At 72.0% G+C, this 19347-nt stretch carries 16 protein-coding genes and 1 pseudogene; 15 read left to right on the top strand and 2 right to left on the bottom strand.

What is annotated here, in order from left to right:
* Positions 1-862: HAD family hydrolase (locus tag ACFXB5_RS00515; RefSeq protein WP_385201017.1), on the bottom strand; the 862-nt coding region annotated here is incomplete at its 3' end.
* 453 nt (positions 863-1315) lie between these two features.
* Here ACFXB5_RS00515 and ssd point away from each other — a divergent pair.
* The 8 genes and pseudogenes from ssd to ACFXB5_RS00475 form a co-directional block, all read left to right on the top strand.
* Positions 1316-2425, top strand: coding sequence for a septum site-determining protein Ssd (ssd, locus tag ACFXB5_RS00510; RefSeq protein WP_385201015.1), 1110 nt, complete (start codon positions 1316-1318; stop codon positions 2423-2425).
* Positions 2422-3588 carry a TadA family conjugal transfer-associated ATPase gene (locus ACFXB5_RS00505; RefSeq protein WP_385201013.1) on the top strand — a complete coding sequence of 389 codons (1167 nt, stop codon included), beginning with the start codon at positions 2422-2424 and terminating at the stop codon, positions 3586-3588. Before ssd ends, ACFXB5_RS00505 begins: the two co-directional genes overlap by 4 nt.
* Positions 3585-4547 carry a type II secretion system F family protein gene (locus ACFXB5_RS00500; protein WP_385201012.1) on the top strand — a complete coding sequence of 321 codons (963 nt, stop codon included), beginning with the start codon at positions 3585-3587 and terminating at the stop codon, positions 4545-4547. Before ACFXB5_RS00505 ends, ACFXB5_RS00500 begins: the two co-directional genes overlap by 4 nt.
* A complete protein-coding gene (locus ACFXB5_RS00495; RefSeq protein WP_385201010.1) occupies positions 4544-5362 on the top strand; it encodes a type II secretion system F family protein in 819 nt (272 codons plus the stop codon). The genes ACFXB5_RS00500 and ACFXB5_RS00495 overlap by 4 nt, the downstream gene beginning before the upstream one ends.
* A gap of 32 nt (positions 5363-5394) precedes the next feature.
* Positions 5395-5544 carry a hypothetical protein gene (locus ACFXB5_RS00490; protein ID WP_385201008.1) on the top strand — a complete coding sequence of 50 codons (150 nt, stop codon included), beginning with the start codon at positions 5395-5397 and terminating at the stop codon, positions 5542-5544.
* On the top strand, positions 5538-5735 hold the full coding sequence (locus ACFXB5_RS00485) for a DUF4244 domain-containing protein (RefSeq protein WP_385201006.1): 198 nt from the start codon (positions 5538-5540) through the stop codon (positions 5733-5735). The genes ACFXB5_RS00490 and ACFXB5_RS00485 overlap by 7 nt, the downstream gene beginning before the upstream one ends.
* A 130-nt stretch (positions 5736-5865) precedes the next feature.
* The gene (locus ACFXB5_RS00480) at positions 5866-6324 is read left to right on the top strand and encodes a TadE family type IV pilus minor pilin (RefSeq protein WP_385201004.1); all 459 of its coding nucleotides are present in this window, start codon (positions 5866-5868) and stop codon (positions 6322-6324) included.
* A pseudogene (locus ACFXB5_RS00475) lies at positions 6321-6608 on the top strand (Rv3654c family TadE-like protein); the annotation flags it as partial. The gene ACFXB5_RS00480 and the pseudogene ACFXB5_RS00475, both read left to right, overlap by 4 nt.
* A gap of 111 nt (positions 6609-6719) precedes the next feature.
* Here the strand turns inward: ACFXB5_RS00475 and ACFXB5_RS00470 are convergent.
* A complete protein-coding gene (locus ACFXB5_RS00470; RefSeq protein WP_385201002.1) occupies positions 6720-9176 on the bottom strand; it encodes a DEAD/DEAH box helicase in 2457 nt (818 codons plus the stop codon).
* A 54-nt stretch (positions 9177-9230) separates the two neighbouring features.
* On the opposite strand from ACFXB5_RS00470, the gene bldG reads away from it, so the two are divergent.
* From bldG to topA, 7 genes are all read left to right on the top strand, one after another.
* Positions 9231-9572 carry an anti-sigma factor antagonist BldG gene (gene bldG / locus ACFXB5_RS00465; protein ID WP_014061729.1) on the top strand — a complete coding sequence of 114 codons (342 nt, stop codon included), beginning with the start codon at positions 9231-9233 and terminating at the stop codon, positions 9570-9572.
* Positions 9573-9664: 92 nt separating this feature from the next.
* Positions 9665-10093, top strand: a complete 429-nt coding sequence (locus ACFXB5_RS00460) for an ATP-binding protein (protein ID WP_020870239.1) — start codon at positions 9665-9667, stop codon at positions 10091-10093.
* Between the two features lie 704 nt (positions 10094-10797).
* Complete coding sequence (locus tag ACFXB5_RS00455; RefSeq protein ID WP_385201000.1) at positions 10798-13236, top strand: sodium-translocating pyrophosphatase; 2439 nt, start codon at positions 10798-10800, stop codon at positions 13234-13236.
* Between the two features lie 238 nt (positions 13237-13474).
* Positions 13475-14047: a small secreted protein gene (locus tag ACFXB5_RS00450; protein ID WP_385200998.1), complete on the top strand. Its 573-nt coding sequence runs from the start codon at positions 13475-13477 to the stop codon at positions 14045-14047.
* 212 nt (positions 14048-14259) lie between these two features.
* A complete protein-coding gene (locus ACFXB5_RS00445; protein ID WP_385200996.1) occupies positions 14260-15834 on the top strand; it encodes a methyltransferase in 1575 nt (524 codons plus the stop codon).
* A gap of 247 nt (positions 15835-16081) precedes the next feature.
* Positions 16082-16279 carry a hypothetical protein gene (locus tag ACFXB5_RS00440; RefSeq protein WP_078642250.1) on the top strand — a complete coding sequence of 66 codons (198 nt, stop codon included), beginning with the start codon at positions 16082-16084 and terminating at the stop codon, positions 16277-16279.
* 209 nt (positions 16280-16488) lie between these two features.
* The gene (topA, locus tag ACFXB5_RS00435; RefSeq protein WP_385200995.1) at positions 16489-19323 is read left to right on the top strand and encodes a type I DNA topoisomerase; all 2835 of its coding nucleotides are present in this window, start codon (positions 16489-16491) and stop codon (positions 19321-19323) included.
* Positions 19324-19347: the final 24 nt, after the last annotated feature.

Below are 19347 nucleotides of genomic sequence, written 5' to 3'. Positions count from 1 at the left end.
ACCCCACTTTTTTGTTTTTAACCCCATATGGGGGGTATTCCGGGGGGGGGCGCGGTTTGTTCAAACCCCGGCGCGGGGGGGGGGGGGCGGCGGCCCCCCCCCCCCCCCCCACGGCGAGCACCGGGCGCGGTGGCATGGAGAGTGAGGGCCTGCGCTCCTTCAGCCGCACCGGGCGGTTGAAGGAGAGCACCGGCCAGCCGCGGGCCGCCGCCTCGCGCCGCAGCGCCCGGTCCGGGTTGACCGTATGGGGGTGGCCGACCGCCTCCAGCATCGGGAGATCGGTCACCGAATCGCTGTAGGCGTAACAGCTCGACAAGTCGTAGCCCTCCGACTCCGCCAACTCGGCGATCGCCTCCGCCTTGGTCGGGCCATAGGCGTAGTACTCCACCTCTCCGGTGAACACTCCGTCCTCGACCACCATGCGGGTGGCCACCACGCGGTCCGCGCCCAGGAGCTCGCCGATTGGCTCGACCACCTCCGCCCCGGAGGTGCTGACGATGACCACATCGCGGCCGGCGGTGTGATGCTCCTCGATGAGCGAGGCGGCCTCGTCGTAGATGATGGGGTCGATGAGGTCGTGCAGGGTCTCCGCGACGATCTCCTTGACCTGCTGGACATTCCATCCTCGGCAGAGCGCGGAGAGGTACTTACGCATCCGCTCCATCTGCTCGTGATCGGCGCGGCCGGCGAGGAAGACAAACTGTGCATAGGCAGTACGCAGTGCGGCCCGACGGTTGATCAGCCCACCCCGGTAGAAGGACTTGCTGAAGGTGAGAGTGCTTGACTTCGCAATGACCGTCTTGTCCAGGTCAAAGAAGGCAGCTGTCCGAGGCAAGGAGTGGTTTTCCACGACGCCGAGCATAGGGCCCACCATTCGGCGTAAGCTTAGGCGCGTGGGTTTGCCTGAGAAGGCTCTCGGGTACACCATGGAAGTCACGGATCGTTCGCGACCGTGCTAACCCGGCCCGACTCCTCCCCCCCCGAGTCGGCCGTGGGGACGACCCCCGCTCTCCCCCCCGGCGGGGGTCGTCGCATGTCCGGACGCATTTTCGGCGTTCTCATGAGATCTTGCTCCCCTCCCTCGGGCCCGTGTGGCCCCGCCTCTCCACAGCTTGAGTGGTAACCGTGCGTAATCGCTAGGCTGCTCTCCGGAAGTCACTGGTTTAGGTGACTGGGATATTCACAACTGATGAGTTGTCCACGGTTTTGGACCAAGATCCCCAAGATTTTCTGGATCGCAGCACGGTGATTCTCCGCGATGCTCGCACTCGCTGTTCGCGGGAGTGAGAGCGCGTAACGGATATGGGAGGGGATCGTGACTGCATCCATCACACCGGAACGCCCTTCGGCGACCGAAGGACAGCGAAGCAGACCGCTCATCGTCACCGAGGACGAGGCACTTCTCGACGATCTGCTGCGGCTGTGTGCGGCGGCCGGAGCGGAACCGGAAGTGGCGCATGGCGCGCTCACCCGCCGGGGTAGCTGGGAGGCCGCACCGCTGATTCTGGTCGGCGACGACTCGGCAGCCCGGCTGTCCGACCGAGCCCGCAGACAAGGGGTGCTGCTCATCGGGCGCGATCTGGACGACCACGGCATCTGGCGGCGGGCGGTGGCGCTCGGCGCGGACAATGTGGCGTTCCTGCCCGATGCCGAGACCTGGCTGGTGGACCGGATCGCCGATGTCGCCGAAGGGGTGGGTCGGCAGGCCCTGACCGTCGGGGTCATCGGCGGCCGCGGCGGCGCGGGCGCTTCCACCCTCGCCTGCGCTCTGGCGGTCACCGCGGCCCGCTCCGGCCGGCGCACCATGCTGATCGATGCCGATCCGCTGGGCGGTGGGCTCGATGTGCTGCTCGGCGGCGAGGGCGCGCAGGGGCTGAGATGGCCCGCCTTCGCCGAGTCGCGCGGACGGGTCGCCGGAAGCGCCCTCGAGGAGTCGCTGCCCGAGTTGCACGCGCTGCGGGTGCTCAGCTGGGACCGCGGCGATTCGGTCGTCATCCCGTCGTCCGCGATGCGGGCGGTGCTGGCCGCGGCCCGGCGGCGCGGCGGGGTCGTGGTGGTGGATCTGCCGCGCCGTGTCGACGACGCGGCGGCCGAGGCGCTGTCCCAGATCGACCTCGGGCTGTTGGTCGTCCCGGCGGAGCTGCGAGCGGTCGCGGCCGCCCACCGGGTGGCGTCCACGGTGGGCATGGTGCTGCGGGATCTGCGCGCGGTGGTGCGGGGCCCGTGCGGGCCGGAGCTGGGCGACGAGGAGATCGCGGAGCTGCTCGGGCTGCCGCTGGCCGGTCAGCTGCCACCGGAGCCCGGTCTGGCGGACGCGTTCGAGGGCGGGGAGCCCCCGGGCGGCAGCTCCCGTGGACCGCTCGGCCGGTTCTGCGCCGAGTTCTGGGCGCGCGCCCTCGCCGACGAGGGAGGTGCCCCCGCATGAGCGTCGTATCGCCGGATCTGTTGGACGCGGTGCGGCTGCGGCTGGCCGGGAGCGGCGCGGAGCCCACGCCCGCGCGGGTGGCGTCTGCCCTGCGCGAGGAAGGGCGGCTGCTCGGCGACACCGAGGTGCTCGGGGTCGTGGAGGCGCTGCGCTCGGAGCTGGTCGGCACCGGGCCCCTGGAGCCGCTGCTGGCCTCCCCCGATGTCACGGACGTCCTGGTCACCGCCCCCGACGAGGTGTGGGTGGACCGCGGCTCGGGGCTGGAGCGCACGGATGTCACCTTCGTGGACGCGGCCGCCGTGCGCAGGCTGGCGCAGCGGCTCGCCGCGGTGGCCGGGCGGCGGCTGGACGACGCCCGGCCGTGGGTGGATGCCCGGCTGCCGGACGGGACCCGGCTGCATGCGGTGCTCCCTCCGGTCGCGGTCGGCTCGACCTGTCTGTCGCTGCGGGTGGTGCGCCCCCGGGCGTTCTCCCTGGCGGAGCTGGAGGCGGCCGGGACGGTGCCGCCGGACGGCGCGCGGCTGCTGCGGTCCATGCTGGACGCCCGGCTGTCCTACCTGATCAGCGGCGGCACGGGCTCGGGCAAGACAACGCTGCTGAGCACCCTGCTCGGGCTGGTCGGCCCGCGGGAGCGGATCGTCCTCGCCGAGGACTCGGCCGAGCTGCGGCCCGACCATCCGCATGTGGTCCGGTTGGAGACCCGGCCCGCCAACCAGGAGGGCCGGGGCCAGGTCACCCTGCGGGATCTGGTGCGGCAGGCGCTGCGGATGCGCCCCGACCGGCTGGTGGTCGGCGAGGTGAGAGGCGCCGAGGTCACGGACCTCCTGGGGGCCCTGAACACCGGCCATGAGGGCGGCTGTGGCACTGTCCACGCCAATACGGCGGCCGACGTGCCCGCGCGGCTGGAGGCGCTCGGCTCGACCGCCGGTCTGGACCGGGCCGCGCTGCACAGCCAGTTGGCGGCGGCGCTGTCGGTCGTGGTCCATCTGGTGCGGGACCGCGCCGGGCGGCGAAGGATCGCCGAGCTGCATGTGCTGGACCGGGACCGGGCGGGCTTCGTCACGACCGTCCCCGCGGCCGTCTGGGGCCCGGAGGGCTTCGAGCGGGCGGCGGGCTGGCAGCGGCTCCAGCGGCTGTGCGCACGGGGCGGAGGCGCGGCATGACGGGCGCGGGAGCGGACCCGGGGGCGCTGACGCTCTGTGCCGTGACGCTGTGCGTGGGGGCGGCCTTATGGCTGCTCCTCGGGCGGGACCGGGAGCTGCGCCGGGCCAGGCTGCTGCTGGCCGGCGGCGGACCCGTCGAGCCCGCGGGAGCCGACCCGGTGCGGCGGCTGTCCGAGACCGCCGCCTGGCTGCGGGAGCGCTGGCGGGTGAAGTACGGCGGTCGGATGGGGCGTGAGTTGCTGTGTCTGCCGGTCGGATGTGTGATCGCGCTGCTGGGCGCGTCGGTTCTGCCGCTGCTCGGGGCGGTGCTGGTCACTCCGGTCGTCGGCCGTCGGCTGCGGTCCCGGCGGGGCGAGCGGGACCGTGTGCGGCGCGCCGCAGGGGTGATCCAGCTCTGTGCCACCGTGGCGGGCGAGCTGCGGGCCGGGCGGCACCCCGGCGAGGCGCTGCTGGCGGTGGACCCCGGCCACCTGAGGGAGCGTTGGGGGCTGGTGACGGCCGCGGCGCGGTTCGGCGGGGATGTGCCGGACGCGCTGCGGAGGGTCGCCCGGCTGCCGGGCGCCGAGGGCCTGACCGGGGTCGCGGCCTGCTGGCAGGTGGCGGTCGACGAGGGGGCGGGCCTGGCGGCGGGTCTCGACCGGGTGGCGGCGGCGCTGCGCGCCGAGCGGGACCAGCGGGAGAGTCTGGACGCCAAGCTGGCGGGTGCCAAGGCCACCGCCCTCGGGCTGGCCGTGCTGCCCATCGTCGGGCTGGTGCTGGGCGGCCTGATGGGCTCCGATCCGTTGCGTGTGCTGCTGCACACCCCGGCCGGGCTGAGCTGTCTGCTGCTGGGCGGCCTGCTGGAGTGGGCGGGCCTGGTCTGGACCGGCCGGATGGTGCGGGCGGCGCGTGAGCCGGGGCGGCGGCGAGGGGATCCGCACCTCGGCCGAGGCCCAGCGGATCGCCGGGGTGGCCGATGAGCGCCGACGTTGTCCACAGCCTGGGGATTTCGCTGTCCTTCCTGGCGGCGGCCCTGTGCACGGCGATGGCGATGGCCGAGGCCCGCCGGGAGCGGTGCGCCCGACGACGGCTGGCGGCGCTGCTTCCGGGCGCGGAGGACGGGCGGCCGCGGCGGGCCCGGCCGTGGCGGCGGTGGCGCGCCGGGGCCGGTGCGGGCGCTCTGCCCGCCTGGGCCGCGCCGGGCGGGGCGCTGACGATCGCCGTCGTCCTCGTCGGAGGGCCGCCGGGGTGGGCGCTGGGGCTCGCCGCGGCAGGCGGCCTCTGGCGGTGGCAGCGGCACCGCCGGGCCACGGCTGGGCGGTCCGGCCGTGACCGGCACCTCGAGGCCCTCGCCGCGGGCCAGATCCCGCTGGCCGCCGATCTGCTGACCGCCTGCCTGGCGGCCGGAGCGGGCCCGCGGAAGGCGGCGGAGGCGGTCGGAGGTTCGCTCGGCGGCCCGGTCGGCGAGCGGCTTGCCCAGACCGCGGCGGAGCTGCGACTGGGCGGCGAACCGGCCCACGCCTGGGGGCGCGTTGGCGCCCTGCCCGGAGCGCAGGGGCTGGCGCGCGCCCTGGAACGCGCCGGGACAACGGGCGCTCCGGCGGTGGAGCCGGTGTCCCGGCTGGCGGCCGAATGCCGGGCCGAGCAGGGACGGGAGGCGATGAGACGGGCCGACCGCACCGGTGTGCTGGTCAACGCGCCGCTCGCGGGCTGCTTCCTCCCGGCGTTCCTGCTGGTCGGTCTGGCCCCGGTGATGATCGGGCTGGCCCGCGGCCTGGCGGGCGACGGCCCCTGAGCACGGGCGGGACCACGAGGAGAACACAGCGAATGACAGCGGCGCCAACGAGGCCGCACAAGCGGCAGCTGCACCACGGCAGCACGACGACCGACGGCAGCACGGCGAACGACGGCAGCACGGCGAACGACGACACCGCGGTCGGTGACACCGCGGACGGGACAAGGGGGCGGACATGGTGAAGCAGTGGTGGGTACGGCGGTACACGGCGGCGCGTGCGAAGGCCGAGGCGGGCATGACCACCGCCGAGTACGCGATGGGAACGATCGCGGCATGCGGTTTCGCCGCGGTGCTCTACAAGGTGGTGACCAGCGGGGCCGTCAGCGGTGCGCTGCAGTCGGTCATCGGACGGGCGCTCGATGCGCAGTTCTGAGCCGCCGGGGACGAAGGAGCGGACGGGCTCGCGCGCCAGGAGCGGCGCGCGAGGCGTCCGGAGGCCCAGTGGCGTCCGGAGGCCCCGTGGTGGCATCCCGAGGGCCAGTGGCGTCCCGAGGGCCCGGAGCGTGCCCAGGACGGGCGTTCCGGGGGCCAGGGGCCCTGCCCGGGACGGCGGCTACGTAACGGCGGAGGCGGCCGTCGCGCTGCCGGTGCTGGCGCTGTTCGCCCTGATGCTGATCTGGGGGCTGATGGCCGCGTCCGCGCAGCTTCAGTGCGTGGACGCGGCCAGGGCCGGGGCGAGGGCGGCGGCGCGTTCGGAGCCGAAGGCGGACGCGATGGCCGCCGCCCGCTCGGCCGCGCCCGATGGAGCGCGGGTCGAGCTGTGGCGGGAGGGGGACCTGGTGCGGGTGCGGGTCCGTGCCCACGCCGCCGGTCCCGGTCCGCTGGCGGTGAATCTGCGCGGCGAGGCCGCCGCGCTCGCCGAGGACACGGTGGACGCGGGCGACGCGATGGACAGGGTCGGCGCGATGAGTGGGGTCGGCGCGGACCACACGGGCGGTGCGGCCCGGGAGGCGGTCCCGTGAGCCCGGGAGGCGGTCCCGTGAGAAGGGCGGACGACCGGGGGTCGGCCACCGTCTGGACCGCGCTGGCCGCGACGGCGCTGTGCGTGGTGTTCGCGGCCGTACTGGCGGCCGGGCAGGCCATGGTGGCGCGCCATCGGGCGGGCGGCGCCGCCGATCTGGCGGCGCTCGCGGCGGCGGACCACGGTCTGGAGGGGGCGCGTACGGCATGCGGTCTCGCCCGGCAGGTGGCCTCCGCCCAAGGGGCGCGCTTGGTGCGATGCGCACTGAGCGGTGAGATCGCGGATCTCACGGCGGAGGTGCGCACCGGCCCGTTCGCCCTCCGCGTCCGGGCACGGGCGGGGCCCGCGGGCACTCCGGTCACCGGACCGCCGTCCCCACCGGGCGGCGGGGAGCGGTCACTCGGCGGCCGGCGGCTGCTCCGGGGCGCCGGCGAGCAGGGTCGTCAGCAGGCGGATGGCGGCCTTCTTGTCCAGCGGGTCGTTGCCGTTGCCGCACTTGGGCGACTGGATGCAGGACGGGCATCCCGCCTCGCACTCGCAGACGGCGATGGCCTCGCGGGTGGCCGCCAGCCAGCGGGCGGCCGTGTGGAAGGCGCGTTCGGCGAAGCCCGCGCCACCCGGGTGCCCGTCGTAGACGAAGACGGTCGGCAGCAGCGTGTCGGGGTGCAGCGGGATGGACACCCCGCCGATGTCCCAGCGGTCGCAGGTGGCGAAGAGCGGCAGGATGCCGATCGAGGCGTGCTCGGCGGCGTGCAGGGCGCCGCCGAGGGCCTGGGGGTGTACCCGGGCCTCCTCGAGCTGGTCGTCGGTCACCGTCCACCACACCGCCCGGGTGCGCAGGGTGCGCGGCGGAAGGTCCAGCTTGGACTCGCCGAGGACCTCACCGGTGATCAGCTTGCGGCGCAGGAAGGAGACCACCTGGTTGGTGACCTCGACCGAACCGAAGCACAGCCGCGCGTCCCCCCAGGGGATCTCGGTGGTGGTCTCCAGGATGGAGATCGCCGTGGTGTCGCGAGCCGTGGTCGAGTAGGGCGGAGTGGCCTCCTCCACCAAGGCGGCCGAGTCGTCGAGGTCGAGCTGTTTGACGAGATAGCTCCGGCCCTGGTGGAGGTGGACGGCGCCCTCGTGGACGGTGGTGTGGGCCGCCGCGGCGTCCACGGTGCCCAGCAGCCGCCCTGTCGCCGCCTCCACGACCTGGACCGGGCTGCCGCCCGCCCCGCGGATGTCGGTGAGGTCGGCGGCGCGCTCACGGCGGGTCCAGTGCCAGGCCTTCGCCCGGCGGCGCAGCAGCTTGCGCTGCTCCAGCTGCGGCATCAGCTCCTCGGTGGCGGGCCCGAAGAGCTCCAGGTCGGGCTCGGTGAGCGGAAGCTCGGCCGCGGCCGCGCACAGGTGCGGCGCGAGGACGTAAGGGTTGTCCGGGTCCAGGACGGTGGACTCCACCGGCTGCCGGAAGAGGGCGTCCGGGTGGTGGACGAGATAGGTGTCCAGCGGGTCGTCCCGGGCGACCAGGATCGCGAGGGCCCCTTCGCCGGTGCGCCCCGCCCGCCCCGCCTGCTGCCACAGGGAGGCGCGGGTGCCGGGATAGCCCGCCACGACCACGGCGTCCAGTCCGGCGATGTCCATCCCCAGCTCCAGGGCGGTGGTCGCGGCGAGCCCCAGCAGTTCACCGGAGTGCAGGGCCTTCTCCAGGGCGCGGCGCTCCTCGGGGAGATAGCCGCCGCGATAGGCGGCGATCCGGTCCGGCAGCGAGCGGTCCACCTCCGCGAGCCGCTCCTGGGCGATGAGCGCGATGAGCTCCGCGCCCCGCCGGGAGCGTACGAAGGTGACCGTACGGACGCCCTGGACGGCCAGGTCGGTGAGCAGGTCCGCCGACTCGGCCGTGGCCGTGCGCCGCACCGGGGCGCCCTGCTCGCCGTGGAGTTCGGTCAGCGGCGGCTCCCAGAGGGCGAAGACGACCTCGCCGCGGGGCGAGCCGTCCTCGGTGATCTCCGCCACGGGCAGGCCGGTCAGCCGGCCCGCGGCGACCGCCGGATCGGAGGCGGTGGCCGAGGCGAGCAGGAACACGGGCGAGGAGCCGTAGCGGGCGCAGACGCGGCGCAGCCTGCGCATCACCTGGGCCACATGGGAGCCGAAGACGCCCCGGTAGGTGTGGCACTCGTCGATCACCACATAGCGCAGGGCGCGCAGGAAGGAGGACCATCTGGGGTGGCCGGGCAGGATGCCCCGGTGGAGCATGTCGGGGTTGGTGAGCACGTAGTTCGCGTACTGCCGGACCCACTCGCGCTCCTCGACTGGCGTGTCGCCGTCGTAGACCGCCGCCCGGATGCCGGAGCCCAGTGGGGCGGTGAGGCCGGCCACCGAGCGCCGCTGGTCGGCGGCCAGCGCCTTGGTGGGGGAGAGGTACAGGGCGGTCGCCCCCCGGCCGTTGGGCTCCTCCGAGCCGTCCAGCAGGGTGCTGAGGACGGGGGCCAGATAGGCGAGGGACTTGCCGGAGGCGGTTCCGGTGGCCACGACCACGGATTCGCCGCGCAGCGCGTGTTCGGCCGTGCGGGCCTGGTGGGCCCAGGGGCGCTCGATGCCGATCGCGCGAATGGCGTTGATCACCTCTGGCCGGATCGCCGAGGGCCAGTCGGCATGGGTTCCCGGGCGTGGGGGCAAGTGCTCCGTATGAGTGATGCGCGTGCTCCGGCTCGCCCCGGTGCTCAGCCGACCGAGGACGGCCCGGGGTGAGGGGCGTATGCCCGCCTGCCGCGGGATTTGGTTGTCGGCCATCGACATCGAGTGTGTCACTGGTCTGACGGACAATGGTCTCAAGGCGTCGTGCACGCCTGCTGGTAAGTGATTGAATGCCATCGCGGCTGCCGATCCATGGGGGGCGACCGCTCGATGCAAGGTGCTGGAGGATCCGTGGACCTGTCCCTGTCGACTCGGACCGTCGACGACCGCACGGTCGTCGAGGTCGGTGGCGAGATTGATGTATACACCGCGCCCAAGCTGCGCGAGCAGCTGGTCGAGCTTGTCAACGACGGCAACTACCACCTGGTCGTCGACATGGAGGGCGTCGACTTTCTCGACTCCACCGGACTCGGCGTGCTCGTCGGCGGGCTCAAGCGAGTGCGGGCCCACGAGGGCTCGCTGCGCCTGGTCTGCAACCAGGAGCGCATTCTGAAGATCTTCCGCATCACCGGCCTGACCAAGGTGTTCCCGATTCACACCTCGGTCGAGGACGCTGTCGCGGCGACCGACTGACAAGATCGCCGAAGGAAGACACAGAAGGGGGTTCCGGGCGGCGCTCGCCCGGCCCTCCCCATACGCACGCCCATACGCCCGAGGGGGATGGCATGGCCACCGTCGAACTCCGCTTCAGCGCGCTGCCCGAGCACGTCAGGACCGCTCGTCTTGTCGCGGCGGCCGTGGCGCGCCGGGCGGGGGTGGATGAGGCCGTGCTCGACGAGGTGCGGCTCGCGGTCGGCGAGGCCTGCACACGTGCGGTCGGGCTCCACCTGAGCAATGGGGTGGAGGCGCCGGTGCGGGTGATCCTGACCGAGGAGGAGAAGAAGTTCTCCATCGAGGTCGGTGACGAATCCCCGACCTCGGCCGCCCTGGCGCCCGGCTCCCATCCGGAGGCGGACGACGAGGCCGAGGGTGAGGACGAGATGGGTCTCGCCGTCATCAGCGGGCTCGTCGACGATGTCGAGGTGACGACCAGCGAGACCGGTGGAGTGATCCGGATGAGCTGGCCGACCTCGCCTCAGCCTCTGGTGTCCTAGCCCAAGCCAAGGCCTTTGGCGGCCTGGCCCACCGGTTCGGGTTCCGCCCGTACCGGGTCGAGTCGTGCCCCAGCGGGTCGAGTCGTGCCCTCCCCAAGTCGAGCCCTGCCCTCGCCAGGTTGAGCTCTGCCCCCGGCGGGCCGGGCCGCTTGCCTCGCTCCGGGGTCCGGCGTGGGCCTGAATTTGCCCCTGGCCGCCGAATCGGGCCCCTCGAGGGGCATCTGCCCGTCATCCCTCGCCCGATCTTCCGGACCATCGGACCGGCCGTTTCAAGATCGCCGGTCCGGCTGCCAGCGTGCCCGCGCCCGCTCGGTGGCATCGTCCCGGCGCACCCCGGGCGCACCCCACGGCGCATCTCTCGGCGCGCGCATTTTCGATCTCGGGCGTACGCTCTGAACAGCGCTTTTATCAGTGCGGCGCAACCGCCGCAAGATCGCCATTGAGATCACCTATATAGATCATTTATGGAGATCATTTTACATCCGTCACCGAATTGTCGACCTTCCTTCTTCCGAAGGAATTCGTACCGCCAAACCTATTGATCTTCGCTGGTGCGGGGGAATTCCCATTCCGGCGCCCTGTTTTGATCGTGTGACGCTCCCTACAATCCGTCCACATCTCGAGCTCAGGACGCCTGAGCGCGGCGGCTCTTCTGCGGTCGCAGAACTGCTGCGCGCCCATGTGCCAAACGTCAAGGAGGACGAATGGCGGGGCCTCTCACCCCTCATCAGCTGGACCTCACCCCAACCCTGGCCGCCGCAGAGCTGACCGACGACAACCGTGTGATCGTGCTGGTGATCGCCGCCGTCGCGATCGCGGCGCTCGCGGTCGCGGTGGTGCTGGTACGACAAGTCCTCGCGGCCGGCGAGGGCACGGACAGTATGAAGAAGATCGCCGAAGCCGTTCAGGAAGGCGCCAATGCCTATCTGGCCCGGCAGCTGCGCACCCTCGGTGGATTCGCCGTGGTGGTGTTCTTCCTGCTCATGCTGTTGCCGGCGGACGACTGGCCGCAGCGCATCGGGCGTTCGGTGTTCTTTCTGATCGGTGCGGCATTCTCGGCGGCGACCGGCTATATCGGGATGTGGCTCGCGGTGCGCAGCAATGTGCGCGTCGCGGCCGCCGCCCGTGAGGCCACCCCCGAGCCCCCCACCACACCCGTCAATGGCGATTCGGCCGCTTCCTCGCCCGGTAAGCCGAGCGTGGATCTCACGGCCGTCTCGCACAAGGCAATGAAGATCGCATTCCGTACCGGCGGTGTGGTGGGCATGTTCACCGTGGGCCTCGGGCTGCTGGGCGCCTCCTGCGTGGTGCTGGTCTACGCGGCCGACGCGCCCAAGGTGCTGGAGGGCTTCGGGCTCGGCGCCGCGCTGATCGCGATGTTCATGAGGGTCGGCGGTGGCATCTTCACCAAGGCCGCCGACGTCGGCGCCGACCTCGTCGGCAAGGTCGAGAAGGGCATTCCCGAGGACGACCCGCGCAACGCCGCGACCATCGCGGACAACGTTGGCGACAACGTCGGGGACTGCGCCGGTATGGCCGCCGACCTCTTCGAGTCGTACGCCGTCACCCTGGTGGCCGCGCTGATCCTCGGCAAGACGGCCTTCGGCGACTCCGGGCTGGCCTTCCCGCTGCTGGTCCCGGCCATCGGCGTGGTCACCGCCATGATCGGGATCTTCGCCGTGGCCCCGCGCCGCTCCGACCGCAGCGGGATGAGCGCCATCAACCGGGGCTTCTTCATCTCCGCCCTGATCTCGATGGCGCTGGTGGCGATCGCGGTCTTCGCCTATCTGCCGTCCAGCTACGCGGACCTCGACGGCGTCACCAACCGCGAGATCCTCGGCCACAGCGGTGACCCGCGGGTGCTCGCGCTCGTCGCGGTCGCCGTCGGCATCGTGCTGGCCGCGCTCATCCAGCAGCTCACGGGCTACTTCACCGAGACCACCCGGCGTCCGGTGCGGGACGTCGGCAAGACCTCGCTGACCGGCCCGGCCACCGTGGTGCTCTCCGGTATCTCGCTCGGTCTGGAGTCCGCCGTCTACTCGGCGGTGCTGATCGGGCTGAGTGTCTACGGCGCTTTCCTGCTCGGCGGCAGTTCGATCATGCTGGCGCTGTTCGCCGTGGCGCTCGCCGGTACCGGTCTGCTCACCACGGTCGGTGTGATCGTCGCCATGGACACCTTCGGCCCGGTCTCCGACAACGCCCAGGGCATCGCCGAGATGTCCGGCGATGTCGAAGGCGCGGGTGCGCAGGTGCTCACCGACCTGGACGCGGTCGGCAACACCACCAAGGCGATCACCAAGGGCATCGCCATCGCGACGGCGGTGCTCGCCGCGGCCGCGCTCTTCGGCTCGTACCGCGACGCCATCGCCGAGGCGGTGAGGGATGTGCACACCTCCGTGGCCGGGGAGATGAATCTGAACCTGGACATCTCGCAGCCCAACAACCTCGTGGGCCTCGTCCTCGGCGCCGCCGTCGTCTTCCTCTTCTCCGGGCTGGCGATCAACGCGGTGTCGCGGTCGGCCGGTGCGGTGGTCTTCGAGGTGCGGCGGCAGTTCCGCGAGAAGCCCGGGATCATGAACTACACCGAGAAGCCGGAGTACGGCCGGGTCGTCGACATCTGCACCAAGGACGCGCTGCGCGAGCTGGCCACACCGGGTCTGCTCGCCGTCATGGCGCCGATCGCCGTCGGCTTCACCTTCGGGGTCGGCGCGCTCGGCTCGTTCCTGGCGGGCGCGATCGGTACCGGCACGCTGATGGCCGTCTTCCTCGCCAACTCCGGCGGCGCCTGGGACAACGCCAAGAAGCTGGTCGAGGACGGTCACCACGGCGGCAAGGGGAGCGAGGCCCATGCCGCGACGGTGATCGGCGACACGGTCGGGGATCCCTTCAAGGACACCGCCGGGCCCGCGATCAACCCGCTGCTGAAGGTGATGAACCTGGTGGCGCTGCTGATCGCCCCCGCGGTCGTCAAGTTCTCCTATGGGGACAACGCCAGCCCGGGGCTGCGCGCGGCCGTCGCGGTGATCGCCGTCGTGATCATCGTGACCGCCGTCTACATCTCCAAGCGGCGCGGAATCGCCGTAGGTGACGAAGACAACTCCGAGCGCGTGGCGAAGTCAGCCGACGCGGCGGTGGTGTCCTAGCCCCGGAAGGGGCTGAGGGGGCCGGGAAAGCCCCCGCGACATGCGGGCGGGCGGTGTGCGACGGCACATCGTCCGCCCGTTCCCTGTCCGCCGTGTGCCGTCCGCTCGATGAGGCCATGTCCACAATGAGCGTGGTGCAAATACCCCTAAAGATATTCATACGGGACACTCTCCCGGTGGGCTTGGCCGGATGGACGTGTATGTTCCGGGGCCGAGAGCCATGGAAGGGACCAATCCGGTGAACAAGAAGCTTGTGGCTGCACTGTCCGGCGGTGCGGCACTCGTAGTGGCGCTGACCGGCTGCGGGGGCGGCGGCGACGACGACAAGAAGGTCAACGACTGGGCCAAGTCGGTCTGTGACGAGGTGCAGCCTCAGCTGAAGAAGATCCAGGGCGCCAACACCGCGATCCAGGGTGCCGCCGACGAGCAGGACTCCAAGAAGCTGCAGCAGACCGACTCCAAGGCGTTCCAGGAGATCTCCGAGTCCTACGGGGCGCTGGCCAAGGCCGTGAACAAGGCGGGCCCGCCGCCCGTGGACAGCGGCGACAAGACCCAGAAGCAGGCGGTCAAGGAGCTCAACGCCACCTCGGGGTCGTACACGAAGCTGAAGTCGGCCATCGACAAGCTGGACACCTCGGACAAGTCCAAGTTCGCCCAGGGGCTCGCGGGCGTCGCCGATGAGCTCGACAAGCTCAGCAAGTCGGGTGACCAGGCCCTGCAGAAGCTCCAGGAGGGCAAGGTCGGCTCGGCGATGGCCAAGCAGCCCGGCTGCCAGAAGCCGAAGACGGCCGGCGGCGCCACGCAGTCCTAGCCGGCCCTCGTCGGCTCTCGCAGCCCTCGTAGTCCTGCCGGGCGGTCCCCGTGGTCCCCTTACGGGGACCGCTCGGGAGATCTGCCGCCAGGGGGCCAACGCCGCCCTCCGGAGCGCCCTTTGTCGGCCCGTCACCCCGGCCGGCGCGGGCGATGTCGTCCCGATGCCGATTGCCGTCGCCCGCTGTCGGTGGTTGCCGTGACAATGGGGGCGTGAGTACGCACCAGCCCTCGTTCCGCCTTCCCACCGCCGACCCCGAGCGCACCGCCCGCCTGCGCGAGGCGCTGTCGGCCGCCTCCTTCACCGCCGACGGTCTGCTGGACCTCTTCGGCCCGTCCGCCTACACGGCCCTGGCGCGCGGGGAGACCGTCCCGGCGCTGCGCGCCACCCGGGGCGGTAGCGGCCCGCTGGAGACCCTGGTGCGGCTCTTCCTGCTGCAGCGCCCCGTGGCGTACGGGCGGGCGGCCGCGGCCCTCCCCGCCGAGGACTGCCTTGCCGACGGCTGGCTGGTGCGTGACGGCGACGAGGTGCGCGCGAGCGTGGACGTGCGGCCTTACGGCGGGCCCGAGGGCCAGGACTGGTGGATCGTCTCCGACCTGGGCTGCGCGGTCGGCGGCGCGGCAGGGATCGGCGGCCCGGGCGGCGCGCGCGGGCGTGCGGACCGCTCCCGGCTCGTCCTCGGGGTCGGCGGCGCGTCCACCACGCTCGCCGGTCTCACCGTCCCCGCGCCCGTGGACCGGGTCCTCGACCTCGGCACCGGTTCCGGCATCCAGGCGCTGCACGCGGGCCGCCACGCCTCCCGCGTGACCGCCACGGACCGCAATCCGCGCGCTCTGGCCATCGCCCGGCTGACCCTCGCCCTGTCCGGGGCGCCGGAGCCGGATCTGCGGGAAGGGTCGCTGTTCGAGCCCGTCCGGGACGAGACGTACGACCTGATCGTCTCCAACCCGCCCTTTGTGATCTCCCCGCGCTCCCCGGAGGGCAGCGAGCTGGTCTACCGGGAGGGCGGGATGTCCGGGGACGATCTGTGCCGCACCCTCGTCCAGCGGTCCGCCGGGCACCTCGCCGACGGCGGCTGGTGTCAGCTGCTGGCGAACTGGCAGCACGTCGAGGGGGAGGACTGGCGCGAGCGGCTGGCCTCCTGGGTCCCGCCCGGCTGTGACGCGTGGATCGTGCAGCGCGAGGTGCAGGACGTCACGCAGTACGCCGAGCTGTGGCTGCGCGACGCCGGTGAGCACCTGGCCGGTCCCGAGGCGTACGCGGCGCGCTACGACGCGTGGCTGGACGAGTTCGAGGCGCGCAAGACCACGGCCGTCGGCTTCGGCTGGATCACCCTGCGCAAGTCCGGTGCCGACCGGCCCTCGGTGACTGTGGAGGAGTGGCCCCATCCGGTCGAGCAGCCGCTGGGGGCCGAGGTCATGGCCCACTTCGACCGGCAGGACTTCCTGCGCACGCATGACGACGCGGCGCTGCTGACAGCGCACTTCCGGCTGGCCGACGAGGTCGTCCAGGAGCAGGTGGGCCCGCCCGGGGCCGAGGATCCCGAGCATGTGGTGCTCAGGCAGCACCGGGGGATGCGGCGCGCGACGAAGGTGGACACGGTCGGGGCGGGCTTCGCGGGTGTGTGCGACGGCACACTCAGCGCGGGCCGGATCCTGGACGCCATCGCCCAGCTCCTCGGGGAGGACCCGGTCGTGCTGCGCGACCGCACCCCGGAGTCCATCCGACTCCTGGTCGAGCAGGGCTTTCTACAAGCGGTGGGCGACGACGGCATAGGGACGGCATAGGGATGCCAACGGCACAGGGATGTCATGACGGCACAGGGGCGCCACGACAAGAAGTGCGCCGCGCGTGTGCTGGGGGCGTGCGCCGGTGGTACAGCGCTTTGCCCCGCGCCCCCGTATGGCAGGAAGCTGTCGCGGGGGCGCCGAAGGGGCCGCCCCGGGGCCGGGTGCGCACGGGGCCCGACGAGGTGACGCGCGCCGTTCACCCGGGGTTCGCGCTCACGCCTCCCACGCGTGCCACGCTCCCGCAATGGAGAGCGGACCTGCGATCTTCGCCGGAACGGCATTCGTGTTGTTCGGCGCCGCGCTGCTGCTGTGGACGGCGGCGCGCCTGAGGCTGCGTGCGCCCGTCGCGCACGGTGTGAGTCCTGTCGCTTCCGCGGCGCTCTCCCTTTTCTTCGGCGTCGCCGCGCTCGGCGGCGGAATCTGGTGCCTGGGTTACGCCTGACAGGGCCTTCCACGCTGCCTCGTGCCGGTCCGGGCGGCAGACAGGACGGTTGTCGGGTTACCGTTCGAGTGGCGTTGCGGGCTTTTTCCGTTTGACACGGGGGCGGGATGTACCGTCACACTCCGCAGCGTCACCGTAGAGGGAGGCCGTGAGCGTTACCCGCACGGCACTGCCCGTTCACCGAGAGTCGACCGGAGAGAAGAGCCAAGTTGTCCCCGACCACCAGCGAGACCGCACAGGGCGGCCGCCGACTCGTCATCGTGGAGTCGCCTGCCAAGGCGAAGACGATCAAGGGCTACCTCGGCCCGGGATACGTGGTCGAGGCCAGCGTCGGGCACATCCGGGACCTGCCGAACGGTGCGGCCGAGGTCCCCGACAAGTACACCGGCGAGGTCCGGCGCCTCGGCGTGGACGTCGAGCACGACTTCCAGCCCGTCTATGTGGTCAACGCTGATAAGAAGAGCCAGGTCAAGAAGCTCAAGGAGCTGCTCGCCGACTCCGACGAGCTCTTCCTGGCCACCGATGAGGACCGCGAGGGCGAGGCCATCGCCTGGCACCTCCAGGAGGTCCTCAAGCCCAAGGTCCCGGTGCGCCGGATGGTCTTCCACGAGATCACCAAGGACGCCATCCGGGCCGCCGTGGCCAACCCGCGCGAGCTGAACCAGCGCCTGGTCGACGCCCAGGAGACCCGCCGCATCCTCGACCGCCTCTACGGCTACGAGGTCTCGCCGGTCCTGTGGAAGAAGGTCATGCGCGGCCTGTCCGCGGGCCGGGTCCAGTCGGTCGCCACCCGTCTCGTCGTCGAGCGCGAGCGCGATCGCATCGCCTTCCGCTCCGCCGAGTACTGGGACCTCACCGGCACCTTCGCCACCGGCCGGGACGGTGACGTCAGCGACCCCGGCACCTTCGGTGCCCGCCTTACGGCCGTCGACGGCCTCCGGGTCGCCCAGGGGCGCGATTTCACCTCGCTAGGGCAGCTCAAGGACGGGCTCAACGTCCTGCACCTGGACGAGGCGGGCGCCCGCTCGCTGGCCACGGCCCTCGTCGGCACCGCCTTCACGGTGCGCTCGGTCGAGTCCAAGCCGTACCGCCGCTCGCCGTACGCGCCGTTCCGCACCACGACCCTGCAGCAGGAGGCCAGCCGCAAGCTGGGCTTCGGCGCCAAGGCCACCATGCAGGTCGCGCAGAAGCTGTACGAAAACGGCCATATCACCTATATGCGTACGGACTCCACCGTCCTGTCGGACACGGCGGTGACGGCGGCCCGGGCGCAGGTCACCCAGCTGTACGGGGCCGACTACCTGCCCGACAAGCCGCGCACCTACGCGGGCAAGGTCAAGAACGCCCAGGAGGCGCACGAGGCCATCCGCCCCTCGGGAGACCGTTTCCGCACCCCGGCGGAGACCGGCCTCACCGGTGACCAGTTCCGGCTCTATGAGCTGATCTGGAAGCGGACCGTCGCCTCCCAGATGAAGGACGCGGTCGGCAACTCGGTCACCGTCAAGATCGGCGGGCGGGCGAGCGACGGCCGGGACGCCGAGTTCTCCGCCTCCGGTAAGACGATCACCTTCCACGGCTTCATGAAGGCCTATGTGGAGGGCGCCGACGACCCGAACGCCGAGCTCGACGACCGCGAGCGCCGGCTGCCGCAGGTCACCGAGGGCGACCGGCTCACCGCCGAGGAGATCACCGCCGACGGCCACGCGACCAAGCCCCCGGCCCGCTACACCGAGGCGTCGCTGGTCAAGGAGCTGGAAGAGCGCGAGATCGGCCGTCCGTCGACCTACGCCACGATCCTGGGCACCATCCTCGACCGCGGCTACGTCTTCAAGAAGGGCACCGCGCTCGTGCCCTCCTTCCTGAGCTTCGCCGTGGTCAACCTGCTGGAGAAGCACTTCGGCCGGCTGGTCGACTACGACTTCACCGCCAAGATGGAGGACGACCTCGACCGCATCGCGCGCGGCGAGGCCGAGGCCGTGCCGTGGCTGAAGCGCTTCTACTTCGGCGAGGGCGCCCAGGCCGGCGCCGCCGAGGCCGGGAACGGCGACGGCGACCACCTCGGCGGCCTCAAGGAGCTGGTCACCGACCTGGGCGCGATCGACGCCCGGGAGATCTCGTCCTTCCCCGTGGGCGACGGCATCGTGCTGCGCGTCGGCCGCTACGGGCCGTACGTCGAGCGCCCGACGGAGGTCGAGGGCGGCACTGGCCGCCGCGCCGACGTCCCCGACGACCTGCCGCCGGACGAGCTGACCGTGGAGCTCGCGGACGAGCTGCTCGCCAAGCCGAGCGGTGAGTTCGAGCTGGGTCCCGACCCCGAGACCGGTCGCATGATCGTCGCCAAGGACGGCCGCTACGGCCCGTACGTCACCGAGGTGCTCCCCGAGGACACCCCCAAGAGCGGTAAGAACGCCATCAAGCCGCGCACGGCCTCCCTGCTGAAGTCGATGTCCCTGGACACGGTGACCCTGGAGGACGCGCTCAAGCTGATGTCGCTGCCGCGCGTGGTCGGCGCCGACCCCGAGGGCGTGGAGATCACCGCGCAGAACGGCCGCTACGGCCCGTACCTGAAGAAGGGCACGGACTCGCGGTCGCTCGAGACCGAGGAGCAGCTCTTCACCATCACGCTCGAGCAGGCGCTGGCGATCTACGCCCAGCCCAAGCAGCGTGGCCGGGCCGCGGCCAAGCCGCCGCTGAAGGAGCTGGGCACCGACCCGGTCAGCGAGCGGCCCGTGGTGGTCAAGGACGGCCGCTTCGGTCCGTACGTCACGGACGGTGAGACCAACGCGACGCTGCGCCGCGACGACGACGTGGAGACCATCACGCCCGAGCGCGGCTTCGAGCTGCTCGCCGAGAAGCGCTCCAAGGGCCCGGCCAAGAAGACCGCCAAGAAGACGGCGGCGAAGAAGACCGCGGCCAAGAAGACGACGGCGAAGAAGACGGCCGCCAAGAAGACCGCGGCGAAGAAGACGGCCGCCAAGAAGACGACCGCGAAGACCGCCGCCAAGAAGACGGCGGCCGAGAGGTCGTCGGCCAACGCCGAGTAGCCGGCCGACGGCGGGCGGGAAAGC

It is taken from the genome of Streptomyces sp. NPDC059455 (assembly GCF_042750115.1).
Taxonomy (GTDB): domain Bacteria; phylum Actinomycetota; class Actinomycetes; order Streptomycetales; family Streptomycetaceae; genus Streptomyces; species Streptomyces endocoffeicus.
This window is presented reverse-complemented; position numbering and strand designations above follow the sequence as displayed.